We start from the raw sequence: 13,932 nt of genomic DNA on the forward strand, positions 1-13,932 counted from the left end.
CGAATTGGAGCCGATATGAAAAAACTATGTTTAATTATCATCATTGGACTTCTTATAGGTATGACAGCCTATAGTGAAGAAAGTCAAATGAACTTATATATCAATCAAATCCCCATTGATTTAGAAAGTCCTGTTTTGAATGTAAATGGTCAGTTTTTTATACCCCTTGAAGAAGCCTTCAGCACATTGGGTGCTCAGGTTATAAAAGACAAGACTATCTCTACTTACTATTTAAATACCTTTGTAAAGATTGATGTTCAAAACAATTATTATGCAATTAATGGGAAAAAATATAACCATGAATTCGAAGTTAGAAATGACGTTATATATGCACCTTTAAAACTATTAAAAACAGCCTTTGACTTGACGACTCAAGAGATTTCGGATCAAGAAATATACTTAAAGGCCAACGATATTATACAATATAAGAATTACAATTCTATACCTTATCGTTCGGTAGCATTTGAAGATGATGGTGCACGTTTTTCAATTCCTTTAGATTGGAATAAACTCGATGATACTACATATGGATATGATTCTAATTATGGTCGTATCAGCGCCAATTTTTCTACAAGGCAGCTGAACGAAAATATTGATATTAATGTCATAATGGATACCTTCATAGAACATTTAACTATGACGTATCAAGATAGGTTTGCTGTAATAGATACAGATCAAAAAATATATAATTACCTTACTAGTAATGTATTATATCTGGAATCGAATGTCAACGATATTGATATAAAAGAACTTGTCCACTTCATACCATCAGAGGACAAAGTATACATCATGCATTTTAAGTACCCTGAATACATATCAGAATCCTTTATTCTTCAGGTATTTGAAAATGTTATGAACACCTTTTACATTGATGAATCAAGCTTTGATTCTAATTCAGAACACTATATGGAATTTAAAGCTGCCAGAGACTATCAATTGACCTTATCAAGTGTTGCTTATTCAAATATGACTGTTGACAATCAGGTGGAGTTAGAGGGCTATTTTAACACAGAAGAAGTCATTGAATCACTGACTATATCCGTTTCAAAGGGGGATGAGAAATTGTCTTTTTATGTCCCCGTTGAAAACAACTCATTTAAAACACCTATCTACATTCCTTTTGGTTTAGGCAAACACAACATAAAGATTGCCATCACGCCAGAAGAACAAAAGGTAGCCTTTGATGGTTCTGGCCAAATATTAAATGAGGAAGAGCTGCTCTTAAGATACTCAGTTGTCAACTTAAATAAAAAGTCAACTAAATACGTGATACCAACGAGATTGGTTCAGAGTAACGACCGTTATATCAGGTCTATGTCTAATCTTTTAACGAGAAAGTACCATACAGATTATTCTAAGGCCAAGGCTATTTATGACTTTATTCAAACGGATATTGAAGTACTCACAATCAATGAAGTGAATTTTTCAGCAAGAGATGTTTATGAACAATTTAAAGGTACTGAAGAAGAAATTCTCTATTACTTCACAGCCCTCTTAAGAGCTCAAAACATCCCTACAAGGATCTTAGAAGGTCAGACACTCTATAACAGTCATCAATGGATAGAATGCCATTTAAACGGTTCTTGGATTACCATCGACCCATTTGGTGACAAGACTCTTGTCGACAACGAACTCAATCCTACACTAGAGTTGTTGCCAGGCTTTAACAAGTCTAGTGGTCTATATAAAAATAAATATTCAAACATTACAATTTTAGAACATTAGCCAACCACTGTTGGCTTTTTTTATACCTAGAAAGTACCACAAGGGCCATAATGGTTGACATGCGAGACATGGTTCTTGGAGCTTCTAAAACAAGATGGACCTGTCCAGGATGTTTGCTCCTTACTGGCCATTTGCCTTTTTTCGCCTTAGATTCAATAAGGTCAAGGGCGTCATCCATCCGCTTATCATAAGGCCTGTCTGCACTTGCAAAGTAATACATGGCTCTTAAGACATTGTATTTCCACCGCCAAGGATAAGTAAAAACTGTAAAGGACGGATGAATGATCTCACCTGTTTTATCAGATTTAAATAGATGATGATCCAGTAAAAACGATTCTGAAGAAGTCTGCAGCTTAAGAAGTTCATCAAGTCTATAGCGATAGCCTTTAGTTTTATATCTCTCAATGCCTTCTAACATGGCTATGGTTGTATGAACTGAAGAATGTTTAGCACCCGACCGATTTAAACGGCAGTTAAAGCCGCCATCAGCCATGGCCTGAGAGATAACAAAGTCTACAACTGAATGAAGTTTTTCTTCTTTTATACCAAAGTAACAAGCATAATCTAAAAACATGCCATTGATGCAAACATCACTCTTTTGAAGCTCAGTATGTGGATTTATACCACCATCAGGTGACTTGTTCTCATCTGCAATCTTGTTAATAGTTGCCATGATCTCAGGTGTACATGGCGCAGCAAACAAACATAAGTCCATCAACGTATAGTGACTACATGTCCACTTAGGATGATAAAACTTATTGCCCCAATGACCATGTTCATTTCTCTTAGACAAGTATTCTTTTACCCAACCTTCTTTCAGCATTTGATTCTGTATATCTTCAAGCTTTGATTCATCCTGTAAAAGTTCCTTATAAACCTTATACTGTATAACAGGATCACCTTCTAATAACCACTCTAACATGTTACCTCCTATCTTCACTCAATAAATACCTAGAAAAGGAGCTTCTTAATCACCTAGTCTATATAAGGCAGTTCAAAGAACATTTTTGTAAACTGGTCCACTTCTGATTCACAGTAAATATAAGCATCATGGTTTTTAATGATTTCACTTGAAATATAAAGACCCAGACCATAGCCCTTTGTATCACCTTTGTTCTCACCCCTATAAAACATCTCAAAGATATTGGCTTGATCTTCTTTTTTCACGCCAATCCCTTCATCATATACACTAATAGCGAGTCCATTCAGATGATGTTTGAATGCGATTCTAACTAAATCATTTTCATTAGAATACTTGAGAGAGTTATTAACCAGATTAATGATGACTCTAAAAACCTGCATTGAATCTACTTTAACCAGCTCATCAGAAAACTCATCTACAGTAAACTGCAGCCTTGTTTCATCTTTGTAGAGCTGTTTCATATCTAGAAGTATTTTATCAACAAACTCTGAAACTGATAAAGACTTCATCTGGTATATATGTTTATCAGATACTTCATACACAAAATCTAAAACATCGTAGACCAAATATTCTATGCTATTGGTGCTTTCAATAATATTTTCCTTAAACTTTTCAAGCATGGTCTCATTGATTAAAATATCAGAACTTAATCCACTTGCATAACCTTTTACTAACGTTAGAGGTGTGCGTATATCATGTGAAAGTGTGGAGATAAACTCCAAGTTTCTTCTATTCATATTTGAAAGTTCACAATCTACATTTTTTACATAGTCTCTCAATTTACTATGTTCAATTTCAAAACTCTTCATAGAATTCTCTAATGTCTCTTTAAAACCCAGCACCGCCTTTTTAAAATTGCCTATCTCTATGGCTTCTTCATCAACTTCCATCAGCTCATCTGGCACTTGAGAAATCATTTTGCCTCTATGCGTATCTTCTTCTTCAATGATTCTGTTGATACTATTAGTGATTTTTATTAATGGTTTTGTCACATAGCTTGTTATATAAAAACCAACTAAAATTGCAAGAATAATAAGGACACCACCCACTTTAACATATGTATAAGCGAGCGCTCTACTTTTAGAGTAAATTTCATCCCTTTTTAGAATGGATATGATTTTCCAATCTTTTAAACCCAAATCTTTCATCATTACAAAAGCATCTTGGTCACTTGTTTTTACTCTTGTAAAATCATAAAGCTGATTTTTATCTCTTCCAAAATAATCTAAGGTAGTTTCAATCTTAGATTTGTCTGGATGAGACAAAACATTGTCGTATGAATCTACAATGATATACTCATTGTTATTTACTTCGAAGTTCTTTAGGAAATCAGAAAAATAAGAAACATGAATAGCTAATCCAAAATACCCCAATACCCTCTCATCCTCAATTACTGGTGTCATATTTATAACAATTTGGGTAAATGTCGCCTGACTTGAAATAACATCACTGGTACTTGTTTGGCCTGTTTCAACGGCATTTTTAAAATACCATCTCTTATTACCATCAACGATACCGATGGCTGAATCTACAGCAGCAGAAACAATATAACCTTCTTTGGACATAAGGAACAGGTCCATGTAAAAAGGACGCTCTTTGTTTTTCTCTAACATCAAATGATCCAAATAAGTGTCCATTTCATCTTGTGTTTTTTCTCCATTAAAATAATCAATTACATATGCATCATAACTGAGTTTTTCAGTCTCCAGTATGATATTTGAAAGGAGTAAAGAGACATTTTCTTTAGCTCGTTCTAATTGCTCTTGCATACGAATTTCTGCATCACGATTCATAATTTCACTGGATTGTCTATAAAACATAGAAGTTGATATTAAGATTACTATAGAAAACACAACACTTATTATAATAATCATACGCTCTTTAATGGTCATATTGTTTCCTCCACTTTTATTGTACGACAAAAAAAACTCTGCAATCAAGCAGAGATTCATGTTCTATAAGAATAGATGACCCATAGCTGCAGCTAATATCAGACCAAAAATTGTACGTTCAATCCATACAATGATGATATCCTTCATTGTAAGTGGAATCTCTGTAGAAACAATACATGGTATTGAAGCTGAGAAGAAAAGTACCGATGATACTGAAACAACACCAATTACATATCGAGATAATAACGCTGTCTCTTTTACAAGTAGTGCAGGTAAGAACATTTCTGCTACTTCTAAACCAGAAGCCTTAGCCACCAACATAGCATCAGGAATCTGTAATAAAGCTGTAAATGGATAGAAGATATAACCCACAATATCAAATACTGGTGTATACTTAGCTAGGATTAGACCTAATAGACCAATTGATAAGATCGATGGTAAAATACCCATGGCCATCTTAAAACCATCAATAAAGTTTGTTTTGATGTTTTCAAGTAGTGGCAAAGAATTGTGAGATGCTTCTAAACCATCGTCTAAAGCATTCTTAAAGATGTTACCTGTACGCTTTTCTTCCTCAACAACTTCACCAAAGTAGTTTTTATCAGACTTCTTACTAAGTGGGAAAATCCTAACTGTTAATGCAGTAACTACAAAAGTGATCACAAGTGTAGACCAGAAATAGAAATTCCACATATCCATTAAGCCGAGTGTCTTGGCAACAATGATCATAAATGTTGCAGATACTGTAGAAAAACCAGTTGCTATAATAGCTGCTTCTTTTGCAGAATATTTACCTTCTTTATAAACTCTATTAGTTATAAGAAGACCAATAGAATAAGAACCTACAAATGATGCAACAGCATCAATGGCTGAACGACCTGGCGTCTTCCAAATCGGTTTCATAACAGGCTGCATAATCACACCGATGAACTCAAGTAGACCATAACCAACCAAGAATGCTAAGAAAACAGCACCTACTGGTACAATCATACCAACTGATATAACCAGTTTGTCGTATAAAAATGGTACCATGTCCTTTTCAAACATCCATGCAGGACCCACATTAAAGATTGCCATAAAGGCTACAAACATACCCACAACCTTAGCCACTGAGAAAAATACGGTTACCTTATCCTTGTTCCACGACTTATTGTAGAACGGATAGATAGCCCCTAAAATGATGACGATTAATGCATAATATTTACCCAGTGATGGTGATATGCCTTTAATAAAGGAAACCACATGGTCTAGCGGAATCGTACTCTTTTCACCAATTGTAATTGGAACAAAAAACATAAAAATACCGAATGCACTTAACAAAATAAACTTCACCCAATCAGTGCTAGTGATAACGACTCGCTTTTTTTCTTTTAATTTTTCCATAACCCCTCCTTTGTCTAATTAAAGTATAAATATTCTGAATATTCTTTTCATAATTATAAGGAAGATTTATCGCCTGTTATCAAACTGTTATAAACTGGCGTTATTTTACAGTTGAAATCCACATTCATTAAGGGGTACAATGAATTGAGGTGGCCAATGAAAATTTTAATTGTCGATGATGATAAAAAAATAGTGTCTATGATAGAAGACTTCATGAAGATTAACAACATTGAAACTATGTCTTGCTACAATGGTAAAGATGCCCTTGAACTATCAAAGGATCCCAGCATAGAACTCATTATACTGGACATTAACATGACTGATATGACAGGCTTCGAGGTATGTAAAGAAATAAGAAAAACGACCCATGTACCTATCATATTTTTAACGGCCAAGACCACACAAGCAGATAAAATACTGGGTCTGGGTATCGGTGCAGACGATTATATAACCAAACCATTTGATCCATTAGAATTGGTCGCAAGAGTTAAATCACATATCAGAAGGTATCAAATCTATGACAATGAAAAACTAGATACGGTTGAGATCAGAGACTTAACCATCAACAAAAAAACTCATGAAGTCACCCTAAAAGATCAAGCCATAGAGTTATCTTCCACAGAGTATGCTCTACTACTTTATTTAAGCGAAAACAGAAATAGGATCTTAACAAGGCAAGAACTTTTAACAAAAGTATGGAAGTCTCATATCTACACAGAAAACACCGTTAATATGTACATTATGAGACTTAGAGATAAAATTGAAATCCATAAAACTGAACCCGAATACCTGATCACCATAAGAGGTGAAGGTTATGTATTCAAATAAAACCCGCATAATAGCGGGTTTTAATTATAGGTTTAAAATTTTTCTAGCTTCATCTGGTGTAGCAACTTCTCTACCCAGTTCTTTTGAGATTCTTACGATTCTCTCTACTAATTCAGCATTAGACTTCGCTAATACGCCCTTTGAATAGTAAACATTGTCTTCGAATCCTACTCTTACGTGACCACCTAATAAGATAGCCATAGTAGCAAGTGGTGTCTCAAATCTACCAATACCAGCTACTGTCCACGTTGCATCTTCAGGTAAACAAGATCTCATATACATTAAATCTTCTGGATGACCTGACATTGCTCCTGGTACACCTAGTACGAAATCAAAGTGTGCAGGCGAATCAACTAGTCCTTTTTTAATTAATCGCTTACCATTTTCAATCATACCTCTTTCGAATACTTCTAGCTCTGGCTTTACACCAAGTTCTTTCATTCTTGTTGCAAACTTCTCCATAGCTTCTTGAGTATTCATAAACACATCTGTACCAAAGTTACAAGTACCACAGCTTAAAGTTGCCATTTCAGGCTTTAACTCGACTGGTTGAAGTCTTTCTTCTGGTGTATGCCATGTAGCACCACCTGTAGATGGTTGAACAATAACATTACACTTTGCTTCAATCTTTTCCTTGATTTCCTTGTACACATCGTAAGATTGTGTAGGATTGCCCTCTTCATCTCTTGCATGAACATGCACAATAGATGCACCAGCTAAGTAACACTCGTAAGCTGCATCAGCAATCTCATCTGGCGTTACAGGTAAACTAGGCTGAATGTCCTTTGTCACCTCGGCTCCTGTAAGTGCCGCCGTAATAATTAGTTTTTCCATGTTTCCTCCTCATTATATATCCTTCATATCGATTATATAATGGATTCAGGCATATCTCAACACATAATTACAATCTATTCTTTCTGTTTTTTCATCCATCTATCTAAGAGTGATTGGATGCTTTGACTTGATAAAAATGGATATAAAGACTGAATATCAATGCCCATATTCGGATAATCTATAATCAACGCTTCTAGCTGGTCTGATTTTAAAAATGGCGCCACACTAGAGAGATGGAAAGTTCCATTTTCTTCAATTGTTTTTTTTACAAATCTATAAATACTTTCAGAAGTTAAGAATGGATATAAGCCTGATAAATCATCCATGCCATTGTACTTGTCAACGAGTTCATCTAATAGTCCCCTAGATAAGAAAGGTGCCAAGCTTGTTACTTCTGAAAAAAGCCCCTGTTCTGCATAAAATCTAGCCTTCTTATCAATGTATTCTTTAGATAAAAAAGGCAGTAGGTTCATCATTTCAACCTCGCCCTCAGTTCGATCTATTAAGTTTTCCAATTGTTTTGCACTTACAAATGGTGCTAAGCCCATCAATGTTGACATATCACCGGAAAAATCAAGTTTGTCAAAATATTCATCAACTTTATCAGGTTTCATAATCGGTGCTACAGATTCAAGTTCTTGTGCAGTCAAAACAAGTTTCTCTGGTTTGTCAACTATATTTGCAACAATATCAGTCTCTTTAGAATGACCCAGTAGCTCATCTATAGATACTTGAAATAAACTTGCCAACTCAGGCAGTTTAGAAATATCAGGCATAGAATTGCCTCTTTCCCAATTAGACACGGCTTGAAAGCTAACTCCTATATTATCTGCTAAGTCCATTTGTGTTAAATTTCGTTTTTTTCTTAAAGAGACAATTTTTTGTCCTACCACTCTCGTATCAAACATGCTCGATCCTCACTTTCTATTTTATTGTAACTCAATTGTAGACCTATGAGTAGAATAATCCTATAAAGCACTGCTTGAATGGACTCAAGTGGTAATTGAAAAAATCCGCAGCTTTCGCTACGGACTCTTATTACTTAACTGCTTCTCTTACAGCTTGGCATAAAGCTTTTATACCAGCTTCAATGTTCTTATAATCTTCTTCAGTTGGCGCACCTTTAAACTCAGCAGGCTCGATGAATTCCCAATTAGCCTTAAGACGTGTATTGATATCGTCTAGTTCTCTTTGGGCACCACCAGACCAACCAAATGATCCAAGTCTGAATACTTTTCTGTTTTGAACCTTCTTCTTCCCCATTTCCTCAAGCACTGCTGCCATTGGTGGGAACATCTTATACTCATAAGTTGGCATTGCCAGTACAAGACCTGTTGAAGACCAAGCTGAACCTAGGATATGGCCCCAACCTTCTTGAGGTACTCTATGAACATTCACTTTAATGTCTTCTTCTTTTTCTAAACAAGCAATGGCATGTTTAACACCCATTTCAGTCATACCATACATAGAACCCCAGATAACTGTAACTTCTTTTTTAGCAGGGCCTTTTTGGTAACTTGCATAACGCTTGTAATCTTCAATAATTCTGTTTGGATCTTTTCTCCAAACCACACCATGACCTGGTGCAATAATTTTAATTGGCAGTGTTGCACACTTTGCAATAGCCTTATCTACAAACATAGAAAATGCAGCAACGATATTTGCATAATATCTTTTAGCTTCTTCTTCGTAGAATAGTAAATCTTTTTCTTCTAATAAGTCATCGTAGTTACCATGATCTACTTTACCGTAAGAACCGAAAGCATCACATGAGAATAATGTGCCTGATGTTTCATCAAATGTAACCATTGTATCTGGCCAGTGAACATTTGGTACCTCTGCAAACTGAAGTACTCTTCCACCTAAGTCTAAAGTATCACCATCACCTACTACTGTGATATTTTCAGTATGGTTGAAAAATGCCTCTAACATAGGTGCTGCTTTTTTCGTACATAGTACTTTAAAGTCTTTGTGGAATTTTCTTAAATCTTCAATCCAACCTGTGTGGTCTGGCTCCATATGATTTAAGATTACATACTCAATAGATTTTGGATCCACATCCATTTGTTTCATCAGGTCATAGAAATGCTCAGGAACGCCGTCCCAGCCGCATACACCATCGATGATTGCTGTCTTTTCACCCTTAACAATATAAGAGTTCATAGATACGCCATCTGGTACTTCCCATAAACCTTCAAATAACATGTTTTCTATGTTGATGGAAAGTTGGTATATCCCATCAGTCACTTTAGAAACGTTCATATTCGACTCCTTTTATATAAAAATTCTCATTGATAACTATTTTCATTTAGCATTGTATCAGATTTATTGAAACATTGCAAAATAAAGCTTCCTTGCACAAAACAACTACATTATAACAAGTAACTATCTCTACCGCAAGAGTTCACAAATCTATTTACAATATTGTCACTTAAATTTTGTTAAGAATTTGATTACAAAATCAAAATACACCGAAGCAGTGTATTCACTAATAAGGTAAACTAAAAACTTCCTTTAAATATATCTCTAATCCATCAAACACAAAAGATTTAAGTTTACCCTTTCAATTTTTACATAAAAAGGCCAGTACAATGTACTGGCTAACCTCTTGTCTTAGATTTTACTTTTTTGAGTCTAAAGAAATCTTCACGTTCTTTTTCTTCCAAAGCATTTTCAATGTCTTTTACAATTTCAGTGTATTTAGGTATCTGAATCTTATCAAGGCCATTGGCACGTTTTTGAGTTTTCTTGATCTCCATAGCAAGCTTATAAACAGCCGTCTCTATCTCAGCAAGCTCATAAATCAAATACTTGACTTCATGAAACTTAGTCAGTGCATTATCAAAGGTTGCATTGGTTCTAAAAAGACCATACGATGGTTGAATCGCTTGCTTTTCATATTTTATTTTAGGAATCTCTACACCCATAACCGACTGCAATAAGACATCATAGTCTTCTCCTTTAGAAACAGAATTAGAAAGTTCCTTAACAACATTTGTTCCAAGTATGATATTTGTGTATTGTAAAGACTTATAAGCCTCGTCAAAAATCTCAGCAATCTGCGTCTGAATATTTTCTGCTCTAGAAACTAAACTCATCACTTCTCTAATTAAGACATTTCTCTTTCGATCTAAGAGATCATAACCTTTCTTAGAAAAAGACAGCATAGACTTTGATTTCATTAAGTTGGCTTTTGTAGGTGCAACTTTATTCATACAAACTCCTAGTAATGTTTATCTAGAATCTCATCATCAATTCTATCCAACTCTGATTTTGGCAAGATTCTTAATATGTCCCAAGCCAAATCAATACTGTGACTGATTTGTCTTTCTTCAGTATGATGCTGAGTCACAAACTGTTTTTCAAATGCTCTACCAAACTCAAGTATCTTTTGGTCTACTTCAGATAAATCATTTTCTCCAATGATTTGAGCTAAGGCTCTTACATCTTGTACCTTTGAATAAGAAGCAAACAACTGATTGGCGACATCTGGATGATCATCCCTGGTATAACCCTCACCAATACCATCTTTCATTAATCTAGATAAAGATGGTAAAACACTGACCGGCGGGTAAACGTTGTTTCTATGAAGGTCTCTTCCTAGTACAATCTGACCTTCTGTGATATAGCCCGTCAAGTCAGGAATTGGATGAGAAATATCATCATTGGGCATGGTTAAAATCGGTAAGTAAGTAATAGAACCTTCTTTACCAGAAATGACCCCTGCACGTTCATAAAGGGTTGCCAAGTCTGAATACAAATAACCTGGATAGCCCTTTCTTGAAGGCACTTCTTCTCTTGCAGAAGAAATCTCTCTTAAAGCTTCACAGTAGGATGTAATGTCTGTCATAACAACTAAAATATCATAGCCTTGTTCAAAGGCAAGATACTCAGCAACTGTTAAGGCACATCTTGGTGTAGAAATACGTTCAACGATAGGATCGTCTGCTAGATTTAAAAACATCACCACGTTTTCTAAAACACCTGCATCCTCAAAAGATGATTTAAAGAAAGCAGCATCATCATTTTTGATACCAATGGCTGCAAAAACAACTGCAAACTTCTTTTCTGAATCTCTCAGCTTAGCTTGTCTGACGATTTGAGCCGCCAGCTCATTATGGGGTAGACCATTACCAGAAAATATAGGTAACTTTTGCCCTTTTATAAGTGTTGTTAATGTATCAATGGTAGATACGCCAGTTTGAATATAGTCTCGTGGATAAGACCTTGCAACGGGATTAATCGGACGACCATTGATGTTGAAAGTATCCTTACTGTATATTTCTCCACCTTGGTCTATAGGTTTACCTACACCATTAAAAGTTCTACCAAGTACTTCTTTAGAAATATTGATTTCAAAGGGTTTACCTGTAAATTTAATAGCAGAATTGTATCTTGATAAACCCTGCGTACCTTCAAAAACCTGGGCGATAACACGTTCATCCTCTATCTTGATGACCTTACCCATACGTTTTTTGCCATCATCAGAGTTGATGTGAATGATCTCACCATAAGAAGCATTATCAACACCTTCCAAGATAATGAGTGGTCCTTCAATTTTATCTATCTGTAAATACTCTTGTCTCATATTTTCACCTAATTCTTGTATTTAGCCATCAAGTCATTGTAGTACTTATCAATATCTTGCATCAAGAAACCAAAATCTTGAAGATCATCATTTTTAATGGTGTACTTGATTCTTGTCACGCGACTATAAAGATCTTGATCTTTAACAACAGATATCGGTATGCCAATTTTTATGGCTTCTTGGCCTTTTTCATAAAGGTAGTTGATAATTTCTAACATCAAGTGTTGCTTTTGAAGTGGCACATATGTATCTTCCTTATGGAAGGCATTTTGCTGTAAAAAGCCCACTTTAATAACCTTAGCGATTTCTAAAATCAATCTTTGATCATCTGGTAAGACATCTTCTCCTACCAGTTGAACAATGTCTTTCAATTTATCTTCTTCATGAAGGACACGAAGCATCTCTGCTCTGAGTTCTAATATATTATCTGACACATAATCAGCATACCAGCCTTCTAACATCTTTAGATAACCAGAATAGGAATCCAGCCAGTTGATAGCAGGATAGTGTCTGGCATAAGCCAGTCTCTTGTCTAGGGCTAAAAATGCATTGACAAAACGCTTGGTGTTTTCAGTAACAGGTTCAGAAAAATCACCCCCTGCTGGTGAAACTGCTCCAATAATCGTCACCGATGCCTCTTGACCACAAAGTGTTTCTACAAGACCAGCTCTTTCATAAAAACCAGCCAGTCTAGATGGTAAATAAGCTGGATAACCTTCTTCTGCAGGCATTTCTTCTAAACGACCAGAAAGCTCTCTTAAGGCCTCAGCCCATCTAGATGTCGAGTCTGCCATGATGGCTACATGATAGCCCATATCACGGTAGTATTCTGCTATGGTAATCCCTGTATAAATACTGGCTTCTCTGGCAGCCACAGGCATATTAGAGGTGTTGGCAATCAGAACCGTTCTTTCCATAATGGACTTGCCACTCATTGGATCAATGAGTTTAGGAAACTCATGTAAAACATCGGTCATTTCGTTACCACGTTCACCGCAACCTATGTAAACAATAATATCTGCATCTGACCATTTGGCCAATTGATGCTGTGTCATTGTTTTACCTGTACCAAAACCGCCTGGAATGGCAGCCGTGCCACCTTTGGCTATAGGAAAGAAGATATCGAGTACTCTTTGTCCTGTTAAAAGCGGTAGTGACAAAGGTTTTCTTTCCATAACTGGTCTTTGGTCACGAACTGGCCATTCTTGATAGAGTTTGATATCAAGACATTCTCCGAACTCATCTTCAACCACACAAATAACGTCTTCAAGCTTATAAAGACCATCAGGAACAACAGACTTTACATAGCCACTCTTTCCTGGAGGCATCATGACTTTATGTTTGATCATTTCAGTTTCCTGTATCCAGGCAACCGGATAACCCTCATCTACATAATCACCTTCAGAAACCATAAGATTTACATCCCATTCAACCGTATCATCTATAGAAATAAGACCGATGCCTTCTGCAATAAAGTCTCCTGAAATCTCAAATAACTTCTTTAAGGGTCTTTCAATACCATCAAACATATTCTTTAAGAGGCCTGGTCCTAATTTCAACGACAAGGGCTTATGAGTCGACTGAATTTCTTCATTCAACGAAAGCCCTTCAGTTTCTTCATAAACCTGAATGGTACCAACATCACCTTCTAAGGAGATGACTTCACCTATTAACTTGTTTTCTCCCACCATGACCATTTCACGCATCTTGAAATCAGACATATGACAACCCTTGACTACTGGGCCATTGACCATGATAAC

General features: G+C 35.7%; 11 protein-coding genes. 2 read left to right on the forward strand and 9 right to left on the reverse strand.

What is annotated here, in order from left to right; all coding sequences use genetic code 11:
• Positions 1 to 15 precede the first annotated feature (15 nt).
• Positions 16 to 1,725 (forward strand): transglutaminase domain-containing protein, encoded by a 1,710-nt coding sequence (locus EZV73_RS17505; RefSeq protein ID WP_240841703.1) that lies wholly within the window; start codon positions 16 to 18, stop codon positions 1,723 to 1,725.
• Here the strand turns inward: EZV73_RS17505 and EZV73_RS17510 are convergent.
• From EZV73_RS17510 to EZV73_RS17520, 3 genes are all read right to left on the reverse strand, one after another.
• The gene (locus tag EZV73_RS17510) at positions 1,706 to 2,647 is read right to left on the reverse strand and encodes a hypothetical protein (RefSeq protein WP_240841704.1); all 942 of its coding nucleotides are present in this window, start codon (positions 2,645 to 2,647) and stop codon (positions 1,706 to 1,708) included. The genes EZV73_RS17505 and EZV73_RS17510 overlap by 20 nt on opposite strands.
• A gap of 53 nt (positions 2,648 to 2,700) precedes the next feature.
• A complete protein-coding gene (locus tag EZV73_RS17515) occupies positions 2,701 to 4,539 on the reverse strand; it encodes a sensor histidine kinase (protein ID WP_240841705.1) in 1,839 nt (612 codons plus the stop codon).
• A gap of 63 nt (positions 4,540 to 4,602) precedes the next feature.
• On the reverse strand, positions 4,603 to 5,922 hold the full coding sequence (locus tag EZV73_RS17520) for a YjiH family protein (RefSeq protein ID WP_240841706.1): 1,320 nt from the start codon (positions 5,920 to 5,922) through the stop codon (positions 4,603 to 4,605).
• Positions 5,923 to 6,078: 156 nt separating this feature from the next.
• On the opposite strand from EZV73_RS17520, the gene EZV73_RS17525 reads away from it, so the two are divergent.
• A complete protein-coding gene (locus EZV73_RS17525) occupies positions 6,079 to 6,750 on the forward strand; it encodes a response regulator transcription factor (RefSeq protein WP_240841707.1) in 672 nt (223 codons plus the stop codon).
• A 24-nt stretch (positions 6,751 to 6,774) separates the two neighbouring features.
• Here EZV73_RS17525 and EZV73_RS17530 read toward each other — a convergent pair whose 3' ends face one another.
• The 6 genes from EZV73_RS17530 to EZV73_RS17555 all read right to left on the reverse strand — a co-directional run bounded on the left by EZV73_RS17530 (position 6,775) and on the right by EZV73_RS17555 (position 13,926).
• A complete protein-coding gene (locus EZV73_RS17530) occupies positions 6,775 to 7,584 on the reverse strand; it encodes a 3-keto-5-aminohexanoate cleavage protein (RefSeq protein ID WP_240841708.1) in 810 nt (269 codons plus the stop codon).
• Between the two features lie 74 nt (positions 7,585 to 7,658).
• Positions 7,659 to 8,492, reverse strand: a complete 834-nt coding sequence (locus EZV73_RS17535) for a helix-turn-helix domain-containing protein (protein WP_240841709.1) — start codon at positions 8,490 to 8,492, stop codon at positions 7,659 to 7,661.
• 130 nt (positions 8,493 to 8,622) lie between these two features.
• On the reverse strand, positions 8,623 to 9,846 hold the full coding sequence (locus EZV73_RS17540; protein ID WP_240841710.1) for an FprA family A-type flavoprotein: 1,224 nt from the start codon (positions 9,844 to 9,846) through the stop codon (positions 8,623 to 8,625).
• A 338-nt stretch (positions 9,847 to 10,184) separates the two neighbouring features.
• Complete coding sequence (locus tag EZV73_RS17545) at positions 10,185 to 10,799, reverse strand: V-type ATP synthase subunit D (RefSeq protein ID WP_240841711.1); 615 nt, start codon at positions 10,797 to 10,799, stop codon at positions 10,185 to 10,187.
• Positions 10,800 to 10,807: 8 nt separating this feature from the next.
• The gene (locus tag EZV73_RS17550) at positions 10,808 to 12,172 is read right to left on the reverse strand and encodes a V-type ATP synthase subunit B (protein ID WP_240841712.1); all 1,365 of its coding nucleotides are present in this window, start codon (positions 12,170 to 12,172) and stop codon (positions 10,808 to 10,810) included.
• A gap of 8 nt (positions 12,173 to 12,180) precedes the next feature.
• Positions 12,181 to 13,926: a V-type ATP synthase subunit A gene (locus tag EZV73_RS17555; RefSeq protein ID WP_240841760.1), complete on the reverse strand. Its 1,746-nt coding sequence runs from the start codon at positions 13,924 to 13,926 to the stop codon at positions 12,181 to 12,183.
• Positions 13,927 to 13,932: the final 6 nt, after the last annotated feature.

This window comes from Acidaminobacter sp. JC074 (assembly GCF_022496765.1).
Taxonomy (GTDB): Bacteria; Bacillota; Clostridia; order Peptostreptococcales; family Acidaminobacteraceae; genus JABXKX01.